The following is a 24,223-nucleotide window of genomic DNA, read 5'->3' as shown; positions in this document are numbered from 1 at the left end:
CATCTTACTTTGCGCCCTTTGCGTCCTTTGCGGTTTGTTTCTCCGTCTCTTCCGTCAACCTTTGCAACCCAGCCGAAATCTCCACCGACATTACCCCGGGATTCTGCAAACGCCGTACCTCCGCAGGCAAACTAGCCACAGATGCCGCAGTCCGTTGGCGAATCTCCTGTAAACTTGCAGTTGCCTGCACCCGTTCACCCGCCTTCACCACTAACTGCAACAAAGGTTCTCCTGAGATATTACCTTCATCCACCAACGCTAAAGTGTCCTTTGATACCTTACCTCCTACAAGCGATCGCACAATTTGCTTGCGTCCGGGATAAGTCGCCTTACCACTAGACTTTTTCATCACCGGGATACCATCAATTTCCACGAGTTTATAGACTCCATTGACAGGCGCACCTGTAACTAATCGTGTTCCCAACCCATAACCATCAATTTCTGCACCCGCAGCCTTGAGTCTGGCAATTTCCCACTCATCTAAATCGCCACTAGCAAAAATCGACACACCAGGTAGGAGCGATCGCACTTGTTTTGATAAAGTAACCAAATCTCCAGAATCTAACCTCACACCAGTTAATTCCATTTCTCCAGCCTTGACTTTTGCCGCTAACTGCTGGGCAGCAGCGATGGTATCGTAAGTATCAATTAACAATGGCGCACCCGGAAAATAGCGATGAAAAGCACTAAAAGCCTGCTCTTCACTACCTGCCATTGCTGACAGTGCCATAACTAAAGCGTGAGCCATCGTACCACTTGGCTGTTCACCCAGTTGTAACGCCGCTAACACATTGGATGTGGAATCTAAACCCCCAGCCAAAGCAGCCCGCGCCGCCCATAAAGATGCTTGGGGACTAAATGCCCGCCTAGTGCCAAATTCCAAAAGTTGTGCTTCTTCCCCCGCAATATCCCGCAGACGTGCGGCCCTGGTGGCAATTAAAGTTTGATAGTTAATGGTATTGAGTAAATAAGTTTCCACTAACTGTGCTTGCCACAGAGGTGCTTCTACCCGTAACAATGGTTCATGGGCAAATATGGCTGTTCCTTCCGGTACTGCCCAAACATCGCCCGTGAAACATCCCTCAGCTAACAATGACCAAAAGCTTTCCCTTGCATGAGTAAAAATTCCCGTAGCCTGTAAAGCTTTTATCTGAGAGGAACTAAAGCGAAAATTTTGTAAATATTCTAGTACCTGCGCCAACCCCATAGCTATTAGGTAGCCAAAATTCTTTGGCAACTTTCTCACAAATAATTCAAAGCAGGCCCGTCGTTGTTCCACACCTTCACCTGTATAACAAGCTGCCATTGTCAGCTGGTAAAGGTCAGTGAGCAGGCTGTAATCAGCTGCACACAGGGTAAGTTCTTGTTTCTCTGTGCTGTCCAAGTCTAGAAAAGTTGTCATGCAAGAGCTTCCTTACAAGAATGCTTCTTTTTATTATGGTAATATTTACCATAAATAATGTCAACTATGAAACCAGCGAAGTCTGTTAATGGGATTATACAGCCCAAAAAACAGATTTTAATCCTAAAAAAACACATTAATTAATATATATTAATAGTTGATTTTAATAATATTAGAGGACAAAAAACTCTTGCTGGGGAGAGAAAAATAAATATCAAAGTATTATTGACTCAGGAATCAACAGCTATTATTTTGTGATAATTTAGATGTAAAGATACAAGTTATACTTGAATTAAACTAAAGTATTGCAAAGATAGTTGACACTTGATTGCAGATATTTTCGATATATTGCGAATTAATCCCAAACGAAAATATCAGCACTAGAGTAGATAAATTAACAATCACTCGACTCAAAAATAGGAGTCCTAGATATGGCTATTTCCAGAATGCTTGATAGGATCACCCAATATATTTCTGAAGCAGTAATGCGGATTTTCGGCCCTACCGATGATGCGTATCCGATAATTGGGGTACAACCATTTACAGGTAAACCTTATAAACGAGGCACAGCCCATAGTTGGTAAATCATGACATTTTTGCCGAAAAATCTCATATTAAATCGAATATCAAGGCGTGGGAAAAACCTCACGCCTTTCGGTTTTTCATCAGTAAGTCGGCTCAAAGACAGAATTTTGTTGTTGCTGTAACCAATCCTTACCTATCTGGATAGTGATATCAGAATCAAGAATACCAGTGCTTTCCACGCGCACTTCGCCAAATCCTAAAATATTACGAACTGCATCGGCGTTATCACTATCGCCTTGCTGGGCGATAATATTAGTTACCTCTAAAGGTTCATACCAAGATGTAGAGATTTGGACATTGCGATAGCCAAATTCGTTTAAACTTCGGATTAAAGGTCTGAGGTCAGAGCGATCGCTACCTGTGCTGTCTTGAATGTATACTCGTAAAGAGCGGGTATTAATTTCTCTAAGTTCACTAGTTAATTCCAAACCAAAATGTTGCGACATCATCCTGGCAATACCAGTTTTACTGGGTAGCCAATAGCTAGCAACATATTCATCCTTTTGGCTAAAGCGACCTGGTAGCATAAACATGTGCATATTGGCACGATTGGTTCGCACACCAAAACCCACTAACGCAACTAATTCTTCAACTGTTAAGTTAGTGTCGATATTTTCCTTAACTACATTGAGAACTTTGGGTAATTGAGCTACCGTTACCGGGTTTAAGGTCTGATCAATCAAAGCACGGATCACCATTTGTTGCCGTTGCACCCGACCAATGTCCCCTAGTTCATCCTGACGAAAGCGCAATAGTTGCAGAGCTTTATCACCGTCAAGATGCTGTTTACCTGCCTTTAAATTAATATACAAGCGCTGGGAATCATCTTGATATTTCATATCTTTGGGTACATTGACTGTCACCCCACCCAAGGCATCAATCAGCTTACCAACTCCGAGAACGTTAATGCGGATATAGCGATCAATTCCTACACCACCCAGGAGATTACTCACACTTTTGGCAGTTAAAGCTGGCCCGCCATCAATATTGGCATGGTTCAGCTTTTTCACGCCGTAGCCAGTTACCTCTGTACGTGTATCTCTAGGAATCGAGAGCATGGCTACTTTTTTGTTTGCTGGATCAAACTTGATCAACAGCATGACATCAGATAGCCCTTCAAAAGAATTTACCTGTGGCTCATAGCCCAAATTCTGCAATTCCGGGGGAGCATTTTGAATATCGGATGGGAGTACACTCATCCCCATGACTAAAAGATTGACAGGGCGAGTTAATTCAGAAAATCGCAACCCACCTCCAGAGATGCGATCGCCATCAAAAACTGCCTCATCCTGGGGACTTAACTGTGCTTGCTGCAACGGCGTACTGGTCAAAGAAACCGCCAACAGTGCCCCTGCCGTTGCTGACACCATTGCTATACCGCCCATTCCTACCCAGAACAATAGCCAACGTCCAGATTGAGGATTATGGGCTTTTTTCTTCAATTTGAGGGCTTTTGTTGACTGGTTTTCTTCCGCCGAAGTTCTTTGACTGGTCACAGACTTCCTCACACTTACTGAATCAAACTCGGTAAATTTTCTGACTAATTAATATGCAAAAAAATTAACCTATAAAAGTTAACTCTTAATTAACTGTGCCAACTGTTTCACTGTGGTGTTAACCACAACACTTATAGCAGGATTTCTCCTAGCTTTGAAGCAAATCCGGAAATGATTTATTGCAGTATGACAACAATAAGTCAGTTTGACCAGATCTGAATAGAAGATAATTTGTAATTTGGTGAAATTTAAGTAAAAATACCCGTAAATACATTTTTTTAGCTGACATAAATTAAGACAAATACTTGCCCAATACCCGTTCAGCAAGTTGACTGAAACCCGATACACGGTGAGATTTACCTTGAATGAGTCGAATAATTAGCCAGACACTAACCAAAAAGTAACCAGATGTCAGAAAGCTATTGAGGATTAAGATACGCAATGTGAAAAATTCTGAAGTTGCTGCCCCTGTTGCCAACAGAGAATATCCCAACAGCCAAGTAAATGCCAAAGTAATAGACAGACGACTCACAGCCAGTTGTTCCCGTGTTCCTTGACGGCGATAGAGAGTCCACAAGGATGGAAAAAAACCAATTACTGGAATTAAATACAAAAACAATTGTTTTTTGGAAGTAGCCGCGTCTTGAGTGTACTGGGAATCGTCCATTGGTTCAAGATTGTCCATGAGGGTGAGTCTAATCCTAAACTAGAGGGATGAAATACGGTGATGTAGTTAGAGATAATAGGCTGTAGAGAAAGTTTTTATTCAGTTCTATCCCGCAATCGGCTAAAGATGCAGACACGCAAGCTACTCAACTGGTGGCAGACACTTACACCCATAGCGCGAATTGGGGCGATCGCCTTATTCGCTCCACTTTTAGTTCTCAATGGTTGGGCTATTTCGGCAATTTTCCATTATTTCCACTCTCTGATAGTTATTTTAGTTGGAGCTTCAGTGCTAGCATTTCTGCTTAACTATCCTGTGAGTTGGATGGAGCGTCAAGGTGCCAGGCGAGAACAAGTTGCTATTTTAGTCTTTTTGTTAGCCTTATCGGTGCTATTGGCTTTGGGCGTGACTTTGTTTCCCCTAGCTCTGACTCAAGCCCAACAATTGGTGGCTCGATTACCAGAGTTAATCGACTCTGGACGTTCTCAGTTAATGATGTTAAATGAGAAAGCCGAAACCCTGAATTTACCAATTAACCTTGATGCTCTTGTAGTCCAAATTAACGATCGCGTCAAGGGACAACTACAAGCGATCGCCGGACAAGTTCTCAATCTGGCCGTGGTGACTTTCACTAGCCTGCTCGATTTTCTGTTAACGATGGTTTTGACTTTTTATCTTTTGCAGCACGGTGGTGAACTTTGGCAAAGCTTAGTGGAATGGCTACCGACTAGATTTCGTAAACCTTTTTCTCAAACAGTCCGCCTCAGCTTTCAAAACTTTTTTATCACCCAACTGATTTTATCTACCTGTATGGCATCAGCCTTGATTCCGACGTTTCTGTGGCTGAAGGTGCCATTTGGGTTGTTATTTGGCTTAACTATCGGCATCATGGCCCTTGTGCCCTTTGGTGGTTCGGTGGGTATCGCCCTGACGACTTCCTTGGTAGCACTGCAAGATTTCGGCATGGGAATCAGAGTTTTAATTGCCGCAGTCATCGTTCAACAAATTTTAGAAAACTTGATTGCACCCCGGATTTTAGGTAGTTTTACTGGATTAAACCCAGTTTGGATTCTGATTTCTGTACTTACAGGAGCGAGAATTGGGGGACTTTTAGGAGTGATTGTGGCAGTACCTACGGCTGTGATTATTAAGACTGCTTTAACTGCCCTACGTCCTCATGGGTTAAATGGCGAAACTGAAGAGACAACCGCACCAGAAAAATCATCGCCACCCGAAGTCAACAATCCCTTAAGTATTTCCGAACCAACCTTACCCTAACCCCTATCGGGAAGTCAAAAGTCAAAAAACTTTCATGTTCCCTATTAATTACGAATTACAAACTCCTCTCATTGTGGATCTGTAATTGCACCCATAAACAAAATGCTCCCTGTTTGATGATCACGAATAACACAGAAAAAGGGACGGTCAACAATCATGCGGAAAGGTTCGGGTTTTTCTCTAAAAGCCGTGGGTACCATTCCCACTGATGTAGAGGCTGCGGCTTCTGTACCTTCTTCATTGACTTCCAAAAATGTTTTATGCTTAACTTGGCTAATTTTGAGATTTGTACCCATGCCAGAAAAATTAGCTTGATTACTAAAAGCTTCTGCCATCCCTAAAGCTGTCAGCGCATCGTTGAGTGTGACATCATAGTCGGTTTTGAATCGGGGTACGCGAATAAATCCATCTCGGTTGCGGAACTGAGTCATCCATTTTTCCCAGTTCTCAAAATTCAAGTTTTGATAAAAGGTATTGAGGTTAGATTCCTGTTTAGGCAAGAAGATATAAAAGCTGACTTTACCATCCTCTCCATAAGGTAAACTTACCGCCTGAAACTTGTCATTTTCGTAGTAGCGATATTCCCCGGTTTGCGACATCATCGGGTGTTGTTTCTGTACGCCAGATGAAGTGAAAAAGGGCTGTTCGGCAGTTTGTGACTTATCAAACTGATTAGTCCATTGCCCTTTAAAATATATGGCGTTAATCAAAAACAACACCTGATCTGGTTCAATTTGTTCAACTATTTTGTTGATTTTGCCGCGAGTATTCTCTTGCACCCAATTATTAATAGTATTGAGAGATGTCGCATCTTGAAAGTCTAAATTCGTTACCTTGGCGTTGTAGACATCTTGAGTGCGTTTGATAAAACCTGGCTGCAAGGTAGCATCTTCATTTGCCCATAGCGAGTTAGCAATAGTTAGTTGCACATTTGGATCAGGATTTTCCAGTAATTCTCTTAATGTGGTGTAAGCAGAGTTAATTTCTGGTAGACTCATACCCTGTAATTCCAGCGCTTTAGCCATTGCTTGTTGAGTGGAACCACTCGCACCATTGTAGGTCATAGCCAAGGCGATCGCTACACTTGAAGGTGAAACAAAAACGTTGTTGTTTTTACTAGGCTGTTTTAAAATTTCTGAAAAAAGTTTGAAGCCAAATTTATTATTAGCATTCACTAATTTTGTATCAGAAATTAGTTTTTTTTTAGGCAATGGAGTTACTGACTGAGCTAATCCAGATTCTGTCAGGGTATTGGCACTACTATTGACCGGGGAACACCCTAATACACCAAAAAGAACCACACTAGCAGCTGCTAAAACGTAACGTCTTCCTAGACTAACACCATAACGTCTTTGCAGAAAATCGTTTTTCACACCACTCAATTTCTGCCTATTCATTCTGCCACCTCTCTTACCAAATATATTTAGCTGTCTCGCAAAATTGACGCTAGCTAAATCATGTTTCATTTGCTTACTATTGCATTTACAACAACACAAACATTAAGCGGTTACAGTTTTGGTAACAGTGAGTTAGCAGGGACAATTAAATATAACTTATAGCATCTAATAATTGGGACAGCTAGATTAATTAAGTTGGCAATAACTTGATGCTTTAAAAGAAATTTTTTCTACCTAAATGTATTTTAAAGTACCAATTAATAAAAATATCTATTTTATTTAATTTGTAATTATAAGTAAACCTAATCAATTAAATAAAATTTGGGAACTCACTGCACAATGATAACTACTATACATTTTACATTAAATCAGATAGATAGCAACTTTTTAATTAAGGCAAGATTACCGGATTGTATAATATTTTTTTAAGTATTTTTGCTTATTTTTAGTGAACATAGTCTCAAAATTATAGCTAATTCTCTATTATACTTCCTAGAAAAGTTTTTGTTTTATTTTTTTGGATATGTTCTGCAAACGTAATTTTGTCACCCGAATTGCTGTCAAATCCTTGATATTAGGAGGAAAGTCTTTTTTGTGATCAAAAAATGTATTTAATTCACCCAGAATTACTTGGAACCGCTTGATAATATTTTCAGATCGGTACTCGGCAAAAAAGTTTTCTGATAAAGTAGTGTTAGTGTTTCCTGAGTATTTCAGCACATTCAGAATACGTTGAACATCATATTCTTGAGAATAACAGGCAATTTTATGACAATTAAATCCTGGATCTAAGTAATCTGACAAACCACCATTAATACTAGAAAATACTTGGCAACCACAAGCAAGAGCTTCCATTGGTTGAAGACCGAAACCTTCACTCACGCGCTGTTGTGCCCAATATTCACCAGAGTCATAAAGGTAAACTTTGGCTTGATTAAATAAACCTGGCAAATCCTCTACATAAGAATCTACTAATTTCACAGCACATTTTTGTTGCAAAGCAGGAATCAATTCTTGAAGTAAATATTCAGAAGATTTGCGAGCCTGAACTAAAACATCAATATTTCGCTGAAGATGCAAATTTTGAAATTCGTTACTAATTTCGTTGGGCAAATAATAAATCAGAGAATTAAGAGACTTTTGCCCCCAATATCCCATTGTGTTACGGCTAACAGTAATAATGGGAATACTCGCAGGTAGCTGGAAGTTGTAACCTGCACTATGGGCATGGTAAACGACGTTGTATTGCTTAAGCTTTTTAGCTAGTTGAGCTATATCAAATCCCCAGCTAATTACAAAAATTACATCATCTAAATTTTTTTCCGCAAGCAAATCATTGATAAACAGTTTGCCTGTTTCTCTTTGACGGTAAGTGACAACCTCAGCACTACAAATCTGCCTAGCTAGATGAACTGTTTTTAACTCTGCCCAAAGACCCCCGCAAGCAAATTTACCATCTGTGCCTGGAACTAAAAAATAAAGCTTTCTCATGCAATCACTCTTGATAATATTTACTCTTGCCAGCTTACCTTGACAAAATGCCCTTGTCGTCCCCAAACGTCACGAGTCAATGTAATATTTTCAATTGCCAGGTTAAACGGAATGGCAGTTGTCAAGTATCGCTGCGCCATAAAACCTAAATCTGGTGCGATTTCCGCGGCTGTGGTAGCAGCTAATCCCAAACCTATCAATTGCTCCACTGGTCGGAATGGTAGCAATAAATTTACGCCCACAGCTAATCCTGCTGTCAACAGCATAGCCACTGATACATTTGTGCCACAACGGGGATGTACAGCCAAATCCCATTCACCATTAACCAGCCGATTTAAGCCTAGTATGACCGCACGTCGCAAATCACTAATATTCACTTCTCCATAAAGGTAAAATCCTTGTTCTGTAGACAAACCACCTAGTAATTCGTTATCTACTTGAACCTTAATGGGTTGATATTTGGAGGTACGGACACTGTTAGATTCACTCAGAACCCAAACTGTAGCATGTTCTAAGGCGTGAACCTGTCGCAACATGATCATTTCTTTCAACCCAGGGATGAATGCTAGCTGCTTGAGTAAATCAGCATCTTGTGTGGGTTGAGGTGCTGTAAAATCAAAACTCAAAAAATCGAAGGGCGACGAGCTACCTTGCATAGAAGCGGAAGTATTCATGAGAACACTTTGCTCCAAGTTGATGGAGCAACATAGATTTCTTACAAATGTAGCGCTTGAGGTAGTAGTTTGTTACTAATTTTTGTTAGGGAGTGGTGAGGAGTCACAGCTGGTATGGCGCCGCCCCTCTAAATATTGTTAAGCACAACATGGCTTCTTCAAATTCTGGCTTGGTGTTGTATCCGCAACTTTTACTACAAAAACTTCCCAACGGTTACCATCTGGGTCTGTTACCCACACCTTGTCTTGCACAGCATAACAACAGTCCGTATTCTCTTCAGTAAACAATGCTAGCCCTGCCTCTGTAAATCGTTGTATGGCAGATTGCACTTCTTGAGTACTTTCAACTTGTACACCCAAATGAGACAATGCACCACCAGACTGGACATTACTTCCTCGGTTGAGAGTGAGGTTTAATGCAGGATGAGAAACATCAAACTTAGCGTAGTCCGCTTTATATTTGACAGGTTCCACATCAAACATTGCACGATAAAAGGCTACAGACTTTTCAATATCATTGACATTCAAAGCCACATGAGTTTTTAAAACTGCCATAATTTCGGCTCCTTGATATTACAAACTACTAATACAGCGTGGATCTCGCAATGTAGCTTTTTGCGGTTCCCGTGGAAACCAATTTGCTGTGCGTTTACAAACTTCAACCAGCATTAACATTACTGGTACTTCAATTAAAACACCTACCACTGTAGCCAGTGCTGCACCTGAATTTAACCCAAACAACATCACAGCCGTAGCAATGGCAACTTCAAAGTGATTGCTGGCTCCAATTAATGCTGCGGGGGCGGCATCTTCATAAGATATATTCAATTTTAATGCTGCCACATAACTAATTAAGAAAATGAAGTTAGTTTGGATAAAAAGTGGTACGGCAATTAACACAATGTGTAAGGGATTATCAACAATAATTTCACCCTTAAAAGCAAATAACAAGACCAAAGTAATGAGCAGAGCAATAATTGAAATTGGAGTGAGATACTTTAAAAACCGCCTTTCAAACCACTCTCTACCTTTGTGTTTGAAAATCCAGTAACGGCTGTACATTCCTGCTGCTAATGGCAAACCAACATAAATTATCACTGATAAAACTATGGTTTGCCACGGCACTATTAAATCATTAGCTGCTAGTAACCATCTGCCCAAAGGTGCATATAAAAACAACATCAACAGCGAATTAACTGCCACCATCACCAAAGTGTGTCCTTGATTAGCATAGGAAAGATATCCCCACATCAAGACCATTGCCGTACAAGGAGCTATTCCCAATAAAATTGTCCCAGCAATGTAGGAATTTACTATTTCTACTTCGTTACCACGAATTAATTCTGTACCTGTAATTAATGGACGAAATAACCAACCCAAGAAAAACTGAGCAAATGCCACCATTGTGAATGGTTTAATTAACCAGTTGACCACCAAGGTGAGAATTACAGGTTTGGGGGCGCGGACAGCATTGATAGCTTGGGTAAAGTCAATTTTTACCATTATGGGGTACATCATAAAGAAAAGACATACCGCAATGGGAATTGACACTTGATAAATACTCATTGCATCCAGCGCCACAGCTACGCCAGGAAATAGTCTCCCTAGTGCAATACCCGCCAAAATGCACAAAAACACCCAAACGGTGAGGTATTTTTCAAAAAAAGTCAGATTACTCCCGGCCTGCACTGGGGCTGCATTAGCTTTTGTATTCATCGATATCACCTTTGATTGGTAGCTGGGGAGAGTGGGGATAAGGGGTAATGGGGATTGGGGACGGGAGAGAATTATAAGTACCTATGCAAAAACATTTATATAACCTCTGGGATTGCTTCGTGCCTCGCAATGACAAATGTATAATTAATTTTGCGCGACTATTTAACTACCCTAGCCTCTAGTCCCTAGCTTCCCTACTCCCCTCCTCCGCCTTTCCAAGCAATTGCTGTGGCGGGTTTGGGGTCGGGTAGCTTCATCGTCACCAGTCCGGCTGCTAGTACTAACAATGTGGATGTCCACAGACAACCTACTAGGTCGAAATATTGAAAGACTAACCCTGATAAGACTGTGCCGGCTAATCGTCCACCGGAGTTAGCCATGTAGTAGAAACCGACGTTCAGCGCTACTTTATCGTCGTCGGTGAAGGCTAATACTAAATAAGAGTGAACGGCTGAGTTGAAGGCGAATATTATACCAAATAGCAGTAGTCCCCCTACGATCGCAATATTACCAGGGACACCCAATTGTAATGCTAAGGCGATCGCAGCTGGCACAATGGTGAGGGTAAATGTCCAAAACTGGATAGTCTTTGATTGGGGTGGCTGACCAGAACCAAATCGCTGAATTAACACTGGCGCTAAGAACTGAATAATGCCATAGCCAATTACCCAACAAGCCAAGAATCCACCGACTTGATAGAATGACCAGCCTAAAGTTCCCCGCAAGAAAACAGGTAAACCGACAACAAACCAAACGTCCCGTGAACCAAATAGAAAGAATCTGGCTGCTGAGAGAATATTAATTTCTCTGCTTTTAGAAAAGAGTTGGCTAAACTTGACTTTCGTTTTGATTTTACCCATGCCTCTGGGCAACATGAACCCAGTGAACAAAATCAAAAACAGTCCCCCGGCCATCATCCATAGAGCATTGTTAAACCCAACAGAAGTTAACAAGACACTACCGACAAAGAAGCCCACACCTTTGAGGGCATTTTTGGAACCGGTTAATATTGCCACCCATTTAAATAAAGATGATTGGGCTTCTTGGGGAACAACCAAGCGAATGGCACTTTTAGAACTCATTTTAGTTAAATCTTTGGCAACCCCAGAAAAGGCCTGTGCTACCATCACATAACCAACAGCCATCCATTCGGCCCAATCTGGATTCAGCCATGACAGCATTACCATCGAGAACACTTGTAACCCGATACCAGTGTAAAGAGTTATCTTTAATCCAAATTGCGAACCAATCCAACCACCTAAAAAGTTAGTAACAACGCCAAAAATTTCATAGAACAGAAATAAAGAAGCGATTTGTAATGGTGTGTAGCCAATACTGTCGAAATACAGCAGTACCAGCATTCGTAAAGCACCATCGGTAATGGTGAAACCCCAGTAGGCTAGGGTAACGAGGATATAGTTTTTAAGATTGCCTTTTGACGCTGTAGAAGTCATGAAAAATTGGGGAGTAGGGAGTAGGGAGTGGGGAGAAGAAACCGCCTAATGACCAATGACTAATGACTTAAAGCTACTTTTTGGGCGAGTTCAACCATGCGGTTGGCGTAGCCCCATTCGTTGTCGTACCAGGCGAGTATTTTGACTTGGGTTTCGTCTACCACCATTGTGGAGAGGGCATCAATGATGGAAGAACGTGGGTCATCTTTGTAATCTATGGATACTAAGGGACGTTCTTCGTAACCTAAGATGTTTTTGAGGGGTGCTTGTTCTGAAGCGGTTTTTAATAAACTATTGATTTCTTCTACTGTCGTCGGACGTACAACTTCAAATACACAATCTGTTAAAGAAGCGTTGAGTAATGGGACTCTGACAGCTATGCCGTTGAGTTTGCCGTTGAGTTCGGGATAAATTAAACCGATGGCTGTGGCTGAACCGGTGGTAGTGGGAATTAAAGATAAGCTGGTAGCCCGCGCCCGACGTAAGTCTTTATGAGGTGCATCAACAATAGTTTGAGTATTGGTGTTGTCATGGATGGTGGTAATAATTCCATGTTTAATACCCAAACCTTCATGAATTACCTTGACTACGGGGGCTAAACAGTTGGTTGTACATGAGGCGGAAGTTAGAAGATGATGCTTTTCTGGTTCATATAAATGGTCATTTACCCCCATCACTATATTTAAAGCTTCTTCCTTCACAGGGGCCGCCACAATTACCTTCTGTACCCCTCTTTTGAAATAAGGATCGAGGGTGGCGGGAGTACGGAATTTACCGGAGCATTCTAGTACTAAGTCAACACCAAATTCTTCCCAAGGCACGTCACCAGGTTTACTATGTTCACTAAAGCTCAGAGGTGTACCGTCAATTAAGACACGTTCCCCTTCTGCTTCTACTTCTGGTGTCCAACGTCCATGCACAGAATCAAACTTGAGCAAGTGTGCAGCGGTAACAGCCCCACCTTTGATTTCGTTGATGTGAACAAACTCTAATTCTGGCCAACCCCACGCAGCGCGCAAGGCTAGTCGTCCAATGCGACCGAATCCATTGATTCCTACACGAACTGTCATTGACTTTTTGGGGTGATGTGAAAAAGTTATGTTTATATCATTTCAAAAAAAATTGATATGTCAATCAGTATGAGGCGACTATACATAAAAATTCATCAAAAAAAATTGATGTATCAGTCAGGCTTATATAATTTGTCATAGCAGCCAACGTTGGTTGATGATCAACGGAGGGTTTCAAGGCTGATCATCTTTGCTAAATTTGATAGGCGATCGCTATGAGTGTGCTGGGACTTACCACCAGTTGGGAATGGTTGCCGAAGATTTGCGGGAATACGAGCAGGCACGGGATTATTATCAACAAGCCCTGGAAATCAACATCGAATTTGGTGCTAGGTATTAGTGTGCAAGCACTTACTATCAGCTTGGGAAAGTAGCAGAAGAACTAGGAGAGTTGGAGGAAGCAAAAATCAATTACCTACAAGATTTGGTAATTACAGCTGAGTCTAATGACAAGCATGGTTTGGGTGTTTCGCTGCGTAATCTTGCCTGTTTTTATCAAACTACCCAGGATGAGGATTTATTGAGGGAGGTAGCGAAGATATTCAAGACAACGGTGGAGGAATTGAAGGAGGCAATAATCAATAGTGAGGAATAATTATCGGGATTTGGGTTTTCTGGAGGTGTGATCGGGGTTTGGGTTTGTGGGTTTGTTTCACGCAAAGGCGCAAAGGCGCAAGGAATCTAAGTTCATTTTTGGCAAATCATCCCAATTCATCCCGCATTTATGCAATGCCTAGCTTTTGTGGAGATGTGATTGGGTTTGGGTTTGTGGAGTGCGATCGCCAATCTAATACTCAAGATAATGTTTGTAAAATTGCTTCAATTTGAGGTTTGAGGTTTGGTAATTCCCGTTCAATCACCAACCAAACAACATCTAAATCGATTTCAAAATAGTTATGAGTTAAAATATTTCGCATCCCAATCATTTGCGACCAAGGAACATCTGGATTTGCCTCACGAATATCGGCAGATAATACACGTGATGCTTCTCCAATAATTTGTAGGTGTTGAATAAACCAAGTTTGAATTAGTTCGTTGTTTTCAAACGCTTTTCGACCTTGAACTGCATACTTGTCGATACGTTCGATAGCCTCTAAGATATCGTGCAACTTTTCACTATTATCCCTCACAGCGGAACTGCCTCATTTAATACCCGCTCTCGAATGCGCGATCGCAATCCCTTCTCTGTGACGATATCGACTTCACAACCAAGTATTTCTTGTAACTCCATCAATAATCCACCCAAATCAAAAAGACTACGTCCTGTCTCCATTTCAACTAAAAAATCGACATCACTGTTAACATCAGCTTCACCACGGGCTACTGAGCCAAAAATCCTGATATTATATGCTCCGTATTTTGCCGCAATTTGCAAAATTTCTTCCCGTTTGGCCCCCAAAATTTCATAGATATCCATAACTGAATACAAATATGTAGGTTAATTATAAATGCGATGTCTAACGACAAGACGCGTTGCGTCTACGCATTTTGTAATTTTTTGGAGGTGCGATTGTGGTTGATTACAAGTGGAGTGTGATCATTATAAAATTTCCACTGATTGAGTATTAATTTCTGTTAGATTGGTTAATCTAGTATCGTTTGTAAACAAAATTGCATTCAAAGATTGTGCAGTTGCAGCAACAATTGCATCAGGAAGTTTGAGTCTATATTGTTTTCGGAGTGAGATAGTTAAAAATTTGATATTATTATCAATACCCATGACTGTAATACAATTTAAAAAGTTCATAATTTGTTTTTCTTCTTCTAAACTGAGACTAGAATAAGAGAGCAATTCAATCTCAGTAATTATTGAAGCAAAATATTTCCCTAATGGGAGAGGATTGGCTAACTTACAACCCAATAAATATAGGATGATATTTGTATCCAGTAAAATTAAAGGCAGATCATCTCCATTCATTCCTAATTTGCTGCTGATATTCTAAAGGATCTTGAGTCAGAGTTATTGTACCTGCAAATCGATTTAAATCAATATTCGCTTGTTGTTCAGATTGATAAGTTTGTAATATCTTCTCTATTTTTTGCCAATCTTGATAATCAATTAAAACTGCAACTGGACGCATAGATTCATCAGTTACAATTTTTTTGTTAATAGGCAGCATACTTTTACATTGAATTTAGGGATTGACTTTTTTATCTTAGCTTTTTGCGATCGGATATTTTGGCTATATGGTCAATAATCCTGGTTGTATACTGAGATAAATTTTGGGCGATGTAAGTATAAATTGCAGATAGGTTTTCTACGGCTGTTTCTGTCCAAAAAAGTTTCACTCTGGTAGCCCAAATTTTGCCCTAACTTCCTGTTGTCCCTTCCGCAAAATATCTTGATAAATTACTGATTCTTGCATAATATCCTCACATTGAATTATCTCTAATCTGCTTCCTTGTTCCCTTTCATATCACAACACCGGGCGGGAGATATTTGGCTAATGCGGCGGTAATCGGCTAAATATTCTTCTAAAACGGCAAATTGAGACACATGCAGACTGTAATAAATCCAGCGTCCTGCTTGGCGGGCGTTAACTAATCTGGCTTCTTTGAGGGTTTTGAGGTGAAAAGACAGTTTGGACTGACTCACCCCCAAAGCATCGCATAAATCGCACACACACTGTTCTTGCTGCTTTAGTAGTTCCAACACATTGATCCTAATGGGATCAGAAAGGGCATGAAAGCCAGCAGCAATTAACTGAGAATTGGTAGCAGAGGGGGTGGGCATCAGTGACATTGTTTCAGGATATGCTATCTATATTTATTCTGAACCAGAGACTACGGCTTCGCTTTGATAGCGGATGCCAGCTTGTTTAAATCTGTGCAAAACTTCGCTTAAGCGATCGCAGTCTGCAATTAAACTTATCCGCACATAGCCTTCACCTGCAACCCCAAAGGCGTTACCGGGGGTGACAACAACACCAGTTTGCTGCAATACGTCTAAGGCAAAATCAGTGGAACCCATACCCACAGGACATTTCACCCACAAATACATGGTGGCTTTGGTTGTGGGAATATCCCAACCTAACTTTCCTAAACCTTGAATTAAGAAATCGCGCCGGGTACGGTAACGTTGCTGGACTTCATGTAAATATACATCTGGTAGTTGCAAGGCGGTTTCGGCTGCGGTTTGTAAGGCGGCAAAAATCCCATAATCTAAGTTGGTTTTTAAAGTCCGTAAACCTTGAATTACATGGCGGTTCCCCACCACAAAACCCACGCGCCAACCAGCCATGTTATAGGTTTTGGATAAGGTGTGAAATTCTACGCCAATTTCTTTAGCACCGGGAATTTCTAATAAGCTTGTAGGTTGATATCCATCGAAAGCTAACTCGGCGTAACATAAATCATGCACCAGCAGAATTTCATATCTCCGCGCAAAAGCCACGATTTCTTCAAAAAATTCGCGGGGGGCTGTAGCAGCTGTAGGATTACTGGGATAGTTGAAATAAAGAATTTTGGCTTGTTCGGCTACTGCGTCGGGAATGGCTGCTAAATCTATTAACCAGTTGTTTTCTGGTTTGAGAATTAAACTATGAATTTTCCCCCCAGCAATTAAGGGGCCGCGAAAATGGGCAGGATAGGCGGGAGAAGGAACTAGTACTAAATCACCAGGATTAATGTAGGCGATCGCTAGATGGGTTAATCCTTCTTTAGAACCCAATAGAGGTAAGGCTTCACTGTCGGGATCAAGTACCACACCATAGCGGCGCTTGTACCAATTAGTAATGGCACGACGGAAACTCGCAGTACCTTCAAAGGGTGGATAACCGTGATTGGCGGGATTTTGCAAGGCAGCCATCGCCGCTTCTACCACTGGTTGTGGTGTAGCACCATCGGGGTTACCCATGCCCAAATCGATTAAATCTAGCCCTTGTTCTCGCGCTTTAGCCTTGAGTTCGTCCAGACGGGCAAACACATAAGGAGGCAATTGTTGTACACGTTCTGCGGGGGTAATCCAATTCAAGCTCATTCTGAAACCTCTTCACTCATTCCCCTAGTGGAGACACGATTTGTCACCTCTCTACTATCTGTTGGTGCAGTTGTAGAAATCATCGCTGCCATCAACTGTTCTAATGCCACTTTAAAAGGTAGTCGATGGATATCTGAATTAGGATCTAAGGCGATTTCGGCGGCTGTTTGCAACTCGCCTAGTGTCATGTTGCCTAATCCCAAATGCTCTAATTTTTGCGGCAGTCCAATCTCTGCGTAAAACTTTAATAGCTGTTGTCGTGCGGAGGTTGCTAGTTGGTTACCCTGAATCATTTCTTCTAGACGCAGTTGTACCAAAATACCGTAGGCAACCTTTTCACCATGTATACTACTATGTCCGGCGATGTGAGTTAACCCGTTATGTACGGCATGGGCAGCTACGGTGCGACATTGGGCCCCCCCTAGTCCACCAATTACCCCAGCCAATAATACGGTAGCATCGACGACTTCTCGCCAAACCTCACTACCTGGTTCTTGCAGGGCCATAGCTGCCTTTTGCAATAAAATATCTCGCAAAACTCGCGCTTGTTGCACGGCGGAAATAATTAAGGTTTGTTGAGAATTACCACTACTAACAGAAGCTTCATACCATTTGGCGATCGCATCCCCAATTCCGGCTACTAATGTATGTGGTGGTGCAGTTTGAATTAAATCATAATCAAGTATCAATAAATCAGGACAGTGAGACAGCGCTACATCGTAGAGAAAAGCACCTGTCTCAGAATAAACATTGGAAAGGGCAGTCCAAGCGGCACAGGTAGCTGCCGATGTGGGAATTGTCACCACTGGCAACTGTAACTGATGAGCTACTAATTTAGCTGTATCTAACGCTTTACCGCCACCAACACCAATAATTACATCAGCTTGATGTTCTTTCGCTGCTTTTGTTAAAGCTTTTAAGCTAGCTTCACAGCAATCTGCACCATAGGAAGCTGAGGCAGTTGGTAACTTTTGCTTGGTTAAAATTGGTTGCAAACTCTTTTCGCACATGGCGAGCGTAGAATTACCCGCCACAATTAAAGGACGACTTCCCAACCGGGCAATCTCTGCTGGTGCTGCCTGTAACACGCCAGACCCACGAATTATTTTGCCTGGAGCAACAGTCAGTGTCAATATCGAGCTAGATGTTTGAGTAGACAAAGCTTGTGTATAAAGATGATTGGGCATATAAATACTAGTTTGCCAAAACATTAAGATTTTTTAATCAAATTTTCGGCTTATGTCCCGGAATTTTTGTTTTCATGCTCATATCCGTATGATTATTCGAGACAAATTGCCATTACTAGTGATTTATTTGACTTACATAGGCTTTAATCTACTGATAAAATAAACTATATTTTTACCACCTGTTTGAATGGCTTGACTCTAACTATGCCCATTCGCCTCAAATTCTCGACTCTCGAATTGTTGAATAATAAAATAAATGAAGAGTAAGGGAGAAGGATTAATGTGCTTTTTCCACCATTAAAAATATACAAGTTAAATGTTCATGAGCTTAGTCAATAAAATTTTCATCTAAACCTAATGATTATTGTATATTAAAACACAGAAAAAATAATGAAAAAGTTATTTTGCTCTGGCTACAGTTGCTACCTTGATTTTTGTTGCTATGGGCTGCACTAGGCGCTGAAAAACTCAGTACAACTCCAATAGCCTGATTGCCTCTTACCTGCCTACACTACCCAAACTCTCAAAAATCAAAGCGGGCTACTATATAAAATCTCCTAACGAACACAAATGCGTTTGTTTCATTCGTTGCGAGGGAATTTAATACTTTTGACTTTTGACTTTTGACTTTTGACTTCCCCTCCTGGGGCGCTCACACCTTAAAACATCAGCCGACAAACAGCTAAAGATGCCAAAATTCCCGCAGCATCAGCACAGAGAGCCGCTGGAAGTGTGTAACTTGTGCGAATAATGCCAATGCTACCAAAATAAACTGCCATCACGTAAAAAGTCGTTTCTGTTGACCCTTGCATGGTGGAAACGAGAAAAGACAGAAAACTATTGGGGTCATTTTTCACAATTTCTGACATCAACCCAAATGAGCCACTACCTGACAGAGGACGAATTAATGCCATTGGCAAGGCTTCTGGTGGCAGGGTGATGAGAGAGGTAATGGGAGAAACTATCGCTGTCAGAATATCGAGAGCGCCACTAGCACGAAACATGCCAATAGCTACAAAAATTGCGACTAAAAAAGGAATAATCCGAATGGCAATTTCAAAGCCTTCTTTTGCCCCCTCGGTGAGGATTTCGTAAACTTTCACACCTCGGAAATAACCAAACAATAGGAACAGACAAATGAGAATCGGTAGTAGCCAGTTGGAAAGGTTACTGACAAAAGCCATACTGAAGAGATAAGGAAATCCTCGGATTGAGAGGCGGTAAAAGACAGCGGCGAAAAATGCCACAATTAGCCCGCCGAAAACAATATTGCCCATCATCCCCGGAGGAATTAATTCAGACTCAGGAATTTCATCAGATGCAGTTTTGGCATCTAGGTTGGCAGTTTCTGACTCATACGCCAACGGTGTCAGATCAGATGATTGTTTACGGGCGAGAATTTTACTAGCAATAATGGCAACAGATGTAGAGACGATAGTAGCAATAATTGAAGGCAAGATAATTCCCGCAGGATTGCTAGCCCCAGCACTGGCTCTGACAGTAATTACGCCTAAGGGTAACAGTGTCACCGATGAGGTATTAATGGCTAAAAACAAACACATTGCAGGTGTTGCTGTGCCTGGATGAGGATTGAGCTTATTCAGTTCTGCCATAGCTTTCAAACCCATTGGGGTGGCGGCATTTCCCAATCCCAGGGCATTGGCTGCCATATTCATCACCATAGCTGACATGGCAGGGTGATTGGCGGGGATTTCGGGAAACAGTCGGCTCATCACCGGACGAATCAAACGGGCAATGAATCGCATCATACCTGCGGTTTCGGCAACCTTCATAATTCCCAACCACAACGCCATCGCCCCAATCAGTCCAATGGCCAGCGTGACTGCACTTTCAGCTGCTGTAAACGACGCTTCAGTTAATGCCCCCATATTGCCGTTATAAGCTGCAACTACAGTGGCGGAAACAATCAGGAACAGCCAAATGGCATTGAGTGGCGATGATGCTTTTTTCATCAAAAGTTGAGACTCTGATTAAATAATTTTTTGCATACTAAGCGATCGCATGGGCAATTGTGAAGACCAATGGCTCGATCATCCGATGTTACAGTATTTTTGCTCTGATAGTATGCAAATATAATGGGCCTCATAGCTGTATATGTTAGATTCACTAATTGGATAACTTATTTATACGAATTTGAGCAGGTAAACAATGAAACACAATTCATTATTTACTAACCGCATAGCAGTGCTGGCAACGATGCACCAAAAAGAAAGAGCGATCGCTCCGATTTTAGAAGCAGACTTAGGCATTCAAGTTATCGTGCTTGAAAATTTTAATACTGATGTCTTCGGTACATTTACTCGAGAAATTCAACGCCCTGGTACTCAAATTGCAGCTGCTAGATTAAAAGCTGAAAAAGCATTAGAATTGACCGATGAAAATTTGGTAATAGCTAGTGAAGGTAGTTTTGCACCTCACCCCAGCATACCTTTGATTTCTAGTAATCGAGAAATTGTCATTATTTTAGATAAAAAACATAATTTAGAAATTATTGGAGAGGAGTTTTCTCTAGAAACTAATCATAACCATATAGTTGTGGAAAGTGTAGAACAGGCATTTCAGTTTGCCAATAAAATAGGCTTTCCCTCACATGGTTTGGTAGTTATGTTTAGTGAATCTCCTCAATGTAGTCAGCAAGTTATTAAAGGGATTATTACTGAAGAACAACTTGTAGAAGCGGTACAATTCGTTCTCGAAAATTCGCCTACAGGGAAAGCACATCTAGAAACAGATATGCGGGCAATGTATAATCCTACACGCATGAATAATATTGCCAAAGCTACTGAAGATTTAGTCAGAAAAATTAACAGTCTTTGTCCAAAATGTTCTACGCCAGGTTTTGCAATTACAAAAAAAATTCCGGGTTTACCATGTGCAATATGCCATTCCCCAACTCTTTTAACGCTGAGTGTGATTTATCAATGTCAAAAATGTGGTTTTAGTCAAGAAAAACCATTTCCCCATGCAAGTCAATATGCTGATCCAGGACAATGTATGTATTGCAATCCTTAAAAAAATAAGGAGTAGGGAGTAGGGGGAGATGGATTTTGTTAGTAGTTTAAAGTTTTCCTCCTATTGCATGTTGTCTTACGCTTAGAGCCATGGTGGAACGAAGTAATTACAAATTTTTTGGACTTGTGTCAGAAATTTAATGCAAGTCTCAATGATAAGAATAGGCAAAGCTTATAGAAGCTGAGTTTTAAATAACTAATCAATCTCTTCAAGAATTGACATTTTACAAAACTAGTGTAATTGGATAACCATAGGAGTAAGAAACACTTAAGGTTTGGAGGCAGCAGCGTATGGTTGCAGTTACTACTCAGTTAGAAAATACCAAAAAGCAAGCTCGCCTGACCATGCAAACAGTCGAGATTGGCGCTCAAACTACGGCTATTCGCTCTCTTGACTGGGATCGCGATCGCTTTGATATTGAGTTCGAGTTACACAACGGCACAACCTATAACTCGTTTCTTATTCAAGGTGAAAAAAAAGCTCTGATTGACACGTCTCATCGCAAGTTCGAGCAGTTGTATTTGGAGATATTGACAGGGTTAATTGACTTCTCAACCCTCGATTATTTAATTATTAGCCATACCGAACCAGATCACAGCGGTTTGGTGAAAGAGGTGTTGCAGTTAGCTCCCCAAGTAACGGTAGTTGGCGCGAAAGTTGCCATCCAGTTTCTGCAAAATATGGTGCATCAACCATTTTCATCTTTGATTGTGAAAAATGGCGAGCGCCTAAATTTAGGTAATGGGCATGAGTTGGAATTTGTTTCTGCCCCGAATCTGCATTGGCCAGACACTATTTTCACCTACGATATGAAAACTCGCATCCTCTTTACCTGTGATGCATTTGGGATGCACTACTGTGACGACCATACCTTTGATGAAGATGCAGAACTAATTGCCGCAGATTTTAAATATTACTATGACTGCCTCATGGCTCCAAATGCTCGTTCTGTTCTGTCTGCCATCAAGCGGATGGAAAAATTAGATGTGGGCATGATCGCCACAGGACACGGGCCTTTATTGCACAATTACTTGTCAGACTGGGTAAATCACTATCAACAGTGGAGCCAGGAACAGACAAAAATAGAGACTTTCGTTGCTCTGTTTTACTCAGAAGATTACGGTTGGAGCGATCAATTAGCCAGAGCGATCGCCCACGGTATCCAGAGGAATGGGATAGCGGTGGAATTGGTAGATTTAAGTTCTGCTGAAACTCATGAAGTACGAGAATTAGTGAATCAAGCCGCAGGCTTAGTGATGGGAATGCCATCCCAATCTGATCAAAATGCCCATGCAGTTTTAAGTACCATTCTTGCAGCTGTACATCACAAGCAAGCCATAGGATTATTTGAAACTGGCGGCGGTGAAGATGAACCAATTTATCCTTTACGCAATAAATTTCAAGAAATTGGACTAACTGAAGCTTTCCCGCCGATTCTGATCAAAGAACCACCAACGCAGACTACCGAACAGATGTGTGATGAAGCAGGAACAGATATCGGACAGTGGTTAACACGCGATCGCACCATCAAACAAATGAAAGCCCTAGATAATAATTTAGAGCGAGCATTGGGAAGATTGAGTAGTGGACTTTATATTATTACCGTCCGTAAAGGAGACATCAAGAGTGCCATGTTAGCCTCTTGGGTGACCCAAGCAAGCATAAACCCTTTAGGAGTTGCTATTGCAGTTGCCAAAGACAGAGCCATTGAATCATTACTCCACGTAGGCGATCGCTTTGTCCTCAACGTCTTAGAAGAAGATAATTACCAAAGTTTGATGAAACACTTCCTCAAGCGTTTTCCCCCTGGTGCAGATCGCTTTGCAGGTATCAAAACCTATGCCGCTAGCAATGGCTGTCCGATTCTGGTAGATACACTCGCATATATGGAATGCGAAGTCACAAGTCGCATGGAATGTAGTGATCACTGGATTATTTATAGCAACGTCCAAACCGGCAGAGTCTCTAAATTGGACGCCTTCACCGCCATTCATCACCGCAAAGTCGGAAATCATTATTAAGAAAGAGAACAGAAGAAGCAGGGGGCAAGGGGGAAAGACTTTCGTAGTAAGGGCTTCAGCCCTTATTTGAGGACTAAAGTCCTCACTCTTCGAGTTCGTTAGTCGCTCATGGGGGAGACCCCCGCCGAAGGATGCCCGAAGGGCTGTAGATCGCGCTAACTCACTACAAACCTTTAATTATTTACGCCGTCCTACTTACATCTCCCTCATCTCCCCACTTTCCATTCATCAGGGTATTGAAACAATGCAACTACTTAAAAATGTGCCAGTCAAACCCATAAAGCGGGAAAGCTGGTTAAATCTGGGTCGAATTGTGCAAGCACTGGAACTGATTCAAGACTTGATTGTGATTTCGCTGTGCATGGGGCTATTTAGCTTTATGGTGCTGCAAATCCGCACGATGTTTCTCTCTCTTATCCCTCCAGTTCAGTTCCATGTTGTCATGGCAGATATTCTGTCATTGCTGATTTTAGTAGAGTTATTCCGCTTGTTAATCATTTATCTACAAGAGCAACGAGTTTCAATTGGTGTGGCTGTAGAAGTTTCCATTGTTTCTGTATTGCGAGAAATGATTGTGCGTGGAGTACTAGAAACCACATTTATGCAAGTTCTAGCTGCTTGTGCTTTTTTACTGGTTTTAGGCGTGTTGATGGTTATTAGAGTTTGGTTACCTCCAACCTTTGAAGGTATCGATCCAGAACATCAAGTCTCTAAGCGGTACAAAAAGCGTTTTACCCAAGAAATGGCTGATGTCAATCATCATGCCGATTAAT

General features: G+C 41.4%; 25 protein-coding genes. 6 read left to right on the top strand and 19 right to left on the bottom strand.

Features of this window, described 5'->3' with window-relative positions; all coding sequences use genetic code 11:
- Positions 1-4: 4 nt before the first annotated feature.
- Complete coding sequence (locus ACM0OT_RS18325) at positions 5-1,402, bottom strand: nicotinate phosphoribosyltransferase (RefSeq protein WP_414565847.1); 1,398 nt, start codon at positions 1,400-1,402, stop codon at positions 5-7.
- A gap of 431 nt (positions 1,403-1,833) precedes the next feature.
- Between ACM0OT_RS18325 and ACM0OT_RS18320 the strand changes: the two genes are divergently transcribed.
- A complete protein-coding gene (locus ACM0OT_RS18320; protein ID WP_414542585.1) occupies positions 1,834-1,986 on the top strand; it encodes a nicotinate phosphoribosyltransferase in 153 nt (50 codons plus the stop codon).
- 81 nt (positions 1,987-2,067) lie between these two features.
- On the opposite strand, the gene ACM0OT_RS18315 is transcribed toward ACM0OT_RS18320, so the two are convergent.
- Together ACM0OT_RS18315 and ACM0OT_RS18310 are read right to left on the bottom strand one after the other, a co-directional pair.
- Positions 2,068-3,483 (bottom strand): LCP family protein, encoded by a 1,416-nt coding sequence (locus tag ACM0OT_RS18315; protein ID WP_414565846.1) that lies wholly within the window; start codon positions 3,481-3,483, stop codon positions 2,068-2,070.
- Between the two features lie 292 nt (positions 3,484-3,775).
- Positions 3,776-4,168: a hypothetical protein gene (locus ACM0OT_RS18310; protein WP_414565845.1), complete on the bottom strand. Its 393-nt coding sequence runs from the start codon at positions 4,166-4,168 to the stop codon at positions 3,776-3,778.
- Positions 4,169-4,276: 108 nt separating this feature from the next.
- On the opposite strand from ACM0OT_RS18310, the gene ACM0OT_RS18305 reads away from it, so the two are divergent.
- Positions 4,277-5,428: an AI-2E family transporter gene (locus tag ACM0OT_RS18305; RefSeq protein WP_414565844.1), complete on the top strand. Its 1,152-nt coding sequence runs from the start codon at positions 4,277-4,279 to the stop codon at positions 5,426-5,428.
- A gap of 68 nt (positions 5,429-5,496) precedes the next feature.
- On the opposite strand, the gene ACM0OT_RS18300 is transcribed toward ACM0OT_RS18305, so the two are convergent.
- The 7 genes from ACM0OT_RS18300 to ACM0OT_RS18270 form a co-directional block, all read right to left on the bottom strand.
- Positions 5,497-6,825: a serpin family protein gene (locus ACM0OT_RS18300; RefSeq protein ID WP_414565843.1), complete on the bottom strand. Its 1,329-nt coding sequence runs from the start codon at positions 6,823-6,825 to the stop codon at positions 5,497-5,499.
- 492 nt (positions 6,826-7,317) lie between these two features.
- On the bottom strand, positions 7,318-8,316 hold the full coding sequence (locus tag ACM0OT_RS18295) for a glycosyltransferase (RefSeq protein WP_414565842.1): 999 nt from the start codon (positions 8,314-8,316) through the stop codon (positions 7,318-7,320).
- Positions 8,317-8,336: 20 nt separating this feature from the next.
- A complete protein-coding gene (locus ACM0OT_RS18290) occupies positions 8,337-8,990 on the bottom strand; it encodes a DUF6391 domain-containing protein (RefSeq protein ID WP_414565841.1) in 654 nt (217 codons plus the stop codon).
- Positions 8,991-9,128: 138 nt separating this feature from the next.
- On the bottom strand, positions 9,129-9,545 hold the full coding sequence (locus ACM0OT_RS18285; RefSeq protein WP_414565840.1) for an ArsI/CadI family heavy metal resistance metalloenzyme: 417 nt from the start codon (positions 9,543-9,545) through the stop codon (positions 9,129-9,131).
- An 18-nt stretch (positions 9,546-9,563) separates the two neighbouring features.
- On the bottom strand, positions 9,564-10,706 hold the full coding sequence (gene arsB, locus ACM0OT_RS18280) for an ACR3 family arsenite efflux transporter (RefSeq protein ID WP_414565839.1): 1,143 nt from the start codon (positions 10,704-10,706) through the stop codon (positions 9,564-9,566).
- A 194-nt stretch (positions 10,707-10,900) separates the two neighbouring features.
- Positions 10,901-12,160 carry an organoarsenical effux MFS transporter ArsJ gene (gene arsJ, locus ACM0OT_RS18275; protein ID WP_414565838.1) on the bottom strand — a complete coding sequence of 420 codons (1,260 nt, stop codon included), beginning with the start codon at positions 12,158-12,160 and terminating at the stop codon, positions 10,901-10,903.
- 59 nt (positions 12,161-12,219) lie between these two features.
- Positions 12,220-13,230, bottom strand: a complete 1,011-nt coding sequence (locus ACM0OT_RS18270; protein WP_414565837.1) for an ArsJ-associated glyceraldehyde-3-phosphate dehydrogenase — start codon at positions 13,228-13,230, stop codon at positions 12,220-12,222.
- 190 nt (positions 13,231-13,420) lie between these two features.
- On the opposite strand from ACM0OT_RS18270, the gene ACM0OT_RS18265 reads away from it, so the two are divergent.
- Positions 13,421-13,570 carry a tetratricopeptide repeat protein gene (locus ACM0OT_RS18265; protein WP_414565836.1) on the top strand — a complete coding sequence of 50 codons (150 nt, stop codon included), beginning with the start codon at positions 13,421-13,423 and terminating at the stop codon, positions 13,568-13,570.
- 454 nt (positions 13,571-14,024) lie between these two features.
- Here ACM0OT_RS18265 and ACM0OT_RS18260 read toward each other — a convergent pair whose 3' ends face one another.
- The 9 genes from ACM0OT_RS18260 to ACM0OT_RS18220 all read right to left on the bottom strand — a co-directional run bounded on the left by ACM0OT_RS18260 (position 14,025) and on the right by ACM0OT_RS18220 (position 20,369).
- The gene (locus ACM0OT_RS18260; RefSeq protein ID WP_414565835.1) at positions 14,025-14,360 is read right to left on the bottom strand and encodes a DUF86 domain-containing protein; all 336 of its coding nucleotides are present in this window, start codon (positions 14,358-14,360) and stop codon (positions 14,025-14,027) included.
- Positions 14,357-14,647, bottom strand: coding sequence for a nucleotidyltransferase family protein (locus ACM0OT_RS18255; RefSeq protein ID WP_414565834.1), 291 nt, complete (start codon positions 14,645-14,647; stop codon positions 14,357-14,359). The genes ACM0OT_RS18260 and ACM0OT_RS18255 overlap by 4 nt, the downstream gene beginning before the upstream one ends.
- A gap of 123 nt (positions 14,648-14,770) precedes the next feature.
- Positions 14,771-15,148 carry a PIN domain-containing protein gene (locus tag ACM0OT_RS18250; protein WP_414565833.1) on the bottom strand — a complete coding sequence of 126 codons (378 nt, stop codon included), beginning with the start codon at positions 15,146-15,148 and terminating at the stop codon, positions 14,771-14,773.
- Positions 15,135-15,350: a hypothetical protein gene (locus ACM0OT_RS18245; protein ID WP_414542569.1), complete on the bottom strand. Its 216-nt coding sequence runs from the start codon at positions 15,348-15,350 to the stop codon at positions 15,135-15,137. Before ACM0OT_RS18245 ends, ACM0OT_RS18250 begins: the two co-directional genes overlap by 14 nt.
- A 31-nt stretch (positions 15,351-15,381) precedes the next feature.
- On the bottom strand, positions 15,382-15,519 hold the full coding sequence (locus tag ACM0OT_RS18240) for a hypothetical protein (protein WP_414542568.1): 138 nt from the start codon (positions 15,517-15,519) through the stop codon (positions 15,382-15,384).
- A 100-nt stretch (positions 15,520-15,619) separates the two neighbouring features.
- Complete coding sequence (locus ACM0OT_RS18235; protein ID WP_414565872.1) at positions 15,620-15,964, bottom strand: ArsR/SmtB family transcription factor; 345 nt, start codon at positions 15,962-15,964, stop codon at positions 15,620-15,622.
- Positions 15,965-15,997: 33 nt separating this feature from the next.
- Complete coding sequence (locus tag ACM0OT_RS18230) at positions 15,998-17,209, bottom strand: aspartate aminotransferase (RefSeq protein WP_414565832.1); 1,212 nt, start codon at positions 17,207-17,209, stop codon at positions 15,998-16,000.
- Positions 17,206-18,396: an iron-containing alcohol dehydrogenase family protein gene (locus ACM0OT_RS18225; protein ID WP_414565871.1), complete on the bottom strand. Its 1,191-nt coding sequence runs from the start codon at positions 18,394-18,396 to the stop codon at positions 17,206-17,208. Before ACM0OT_RS18225 ends, ACM0OT_RS18230 begins: the two co-directional genes overlap by 4 nt.
- Before the next feature lie 659 nt (positions 18,397-19,055).
- Complete coding sequence (locus ACM0OT_RS18220; protein WP_414565831.1) at positions 19,056-20,369, bottom strand: nucleoside recognition domain-containing protein; 1,314 nt, start codon at positions 20,367-20,369, stop codon at positions 19,056-19,058.
- Positions 20,370-20,565: 196 nt separating this feature from the next.
- On the opposite strand from ACM0OT_RS18220, the gene ACM0OT_RS18215 reads away from it, so the two are divergent.
- The 3 genes from ACM0OT_RS18215 to ACM0OT_RS18205 all read left to right on the top strand — a co-directional run bounded on the left by ACM0OT_RS18215 (position 20,566) and on the right by ACM0OT_RS18205 (position 24,222).
- Positions 20,566-21,429: a DUF6671 family protein gene (locus tag ACM0OT_RS18215; protein ID WP_414565830.1), complete on the top strand. Its 864-nt coding sequence runs from the start codon at positions 20,566-20,568 to the stop codon at positions 21,427-21,429.
- 290 nt (positions 21,430-21,719) lie between these two features.
- Positions 21,720-23,450 carry a diflavin flavoprotein gene (locus ACM0OT_RS18210; protein ID WP_414565829.1) on the top strand — a complete coding sequence of 577 codons (1,731 nt, stop codon included), beginning with the start codon at positions 21,720-21,722 and terminating at the stop codon, positions 23,448-23,450.
- A gap of 244 nt (positions 23,451-23,694) precedes the next feature.
- Positions 23,695-24,222, top strand: coding sequence for a phosphate-starvation-inducible PsiE family protein (locus ACM0OT_RS18205; protein WP_414565828.1), 528 nt, complete (start codon positions 23,695-23,697; stop codon positions 24,220-24,222).
- Position 24,223: the final 1 nt, after the last annotated feature.

Origin of the sequence: Anabaena sp. CCY 9613, assembly GCF_963920895.1 — a bacterium.
Classification (GTDB): Bacteria; Cyanobacteriota; Cyanobacteriia; order Cyanobacteriales; family Nostocaceae; genus Cyanocohniella.
Note: the sequence above shows the minus strand (reverse complement) of the source record. Positions and strands in the feature narration are given on the sequence as shown.

Excerpts from the sequence above, each read along its gene's own strand:
- ACM0OT_RS18325 (WP_414565847.1), bottom strand. The coding sequence starts at position 1,402 with ATGACAACTTTTCTAGACTTGGACAGCACAGAGAAACAAGAACTTACC.
- ACM0OT_RS18320 (WP_414542585.1), top strand. The coding sequence starts at position 1,834 with ATGGCTATTTCCAGAATGCTTGATAGGATCACCCAATATATTTCTGAA.
- ACM0OT_RS18310 (WP_414565845.1), bottom strand. The coding sequence starts at position 4,168 with ATGGACAATCTTGAACCAATGGACGATTCCCAGTACACTCAAGACGCG.
- ACM0OT_RS18305 (WP_414565844.1), top strand. The coding sequence starts at position 4,277 with ATGCAGACACGCAAGCTACTCAACTGGTGGCAGACACTTACACCCATA.
- ACM0OT_RS18300 (WP_414565843.1), bottom strand. The coding sequence starts at position 6,825 with ATGAATAGGCAGAAATTGAGTGGTGTGAAAAACGATTTTCTGCAAAGA.
- ACM0OT_RS18295 (WP_414565842.1), bottom strand. The coding sequence starts at position 8,316 with ATGAGAAAGCTTTATTTTTTAGTTCCAGGCACAGATGGTAAATTTGCT.
- ACM0OT_RS18290 (WP_414565841.1), bottom strand. The coding sequence starts at position 8,990 with ATGAATACTTCCGCTTCTATGCAAGGTAGCTCGTCGCCCTTCGATTTT.
- ACM0OT_RS18285 (WP_414565840.1), bottom strand. The coding sequence starts at position 9,545 with ATGGCAGTTTTAAAAACTCATGTGGCTTTGAATGTCAATGATATTGAA.
- arsB (WP_414565839.1), bottom strand. The coding sequence starts at position 10,706 with ATGAATACAAAAGCTAATGCAGCCCCAGTGCAGGCCGGGAGTAATCTG.
- arsJ (WP_414565838.1), bottom strand. The coding sequence starts at position 12,160 with ATGACTTCTACAGCGTCAAAAGGCAATCTTAAAAACTATATCCTCGTT.
- ACM0OT_RS18270 (WP_414565837.1), bottom strand. The coding sequence starts at position 13,230 with ATGACAGTTCGTGTAGGAATCAATGGATTCGGTCGCATTGGACGACTA.
- ACM0OT_RS18255 (WP_414565834.1), bottom strand. The coding sequence starts at position 14,647 with ATGGATATCTATGAAATTTTGGGGGCCAAACGGGAAGAAATTTTGCAA.
- ACM0OT_RS18250 (WP_414565833.1), bottom strand. The coding sequence starts at position 15,148 with ATGAATGGAGATGATCTGCCTTTAATTTTACTGGATACAAATATCATC.
- ACM0OT_RS18245 (WP_414542569.1), bottom strand. The coding sequence starts at position 15,350 with ATGCTGCCTATTAACAAAAAAATTGTAACTGATGAATCTATGCGTCCA.
- ACM0OT_RS18235 (WP_414565872.1), bottom strand. The coding sequence starts at position 15,964 with ATGCCCACCCCCTCTGCTACCAATTCTCAGTTAATTGCTGCTGGCTTT.
- ACM0OT_RS18230 (WP_414565832.1), bottom strand. The coding sequence starts at position 17,209 with ATGAGCTTGAATTGGATTACCCCCGCAGAACGTGTACAACAATTGCCT.
- ACM0OT_RS18225 (WP_414565871.1), bottom strand. The coding sequence starts at position 18,396 with ATGCCCAATCATCTTTATACACAAGCTTTGTCTACTCAAACATCTAGC.
- ACM0OT_RS18220 (WP_414565831.1), bottom strand. The coding sequence starts at position 20,369 with ATGAAAAAAGCATCATCGCCACTCAATGCCATTTGGCTGTTCCTGATT.
- ACM0OT_RS18215 (WP_414565830.1), top strand. The coding sequence starts at position 20,566 with ATGAAACACAATTCATTATTTACTAACCGCATAGCAGTGCTGGCAACG.
- ACM0OT_RS18210 (WP_414565829.1), top strand. The coding sequence starts at position 21,720 with ATGGTTGCAGTTACTACTCAGTTAGAAAATACCAAAAAGCAAGCTCGC.
- ACM0OT_RS18205 (WP_414565828.1), top strand. The coding sequence starts at position 23,695 with ATGCAACTACTTAAAAATGTGCCAGTCAAACCCATAAAGCGGGAAAGC.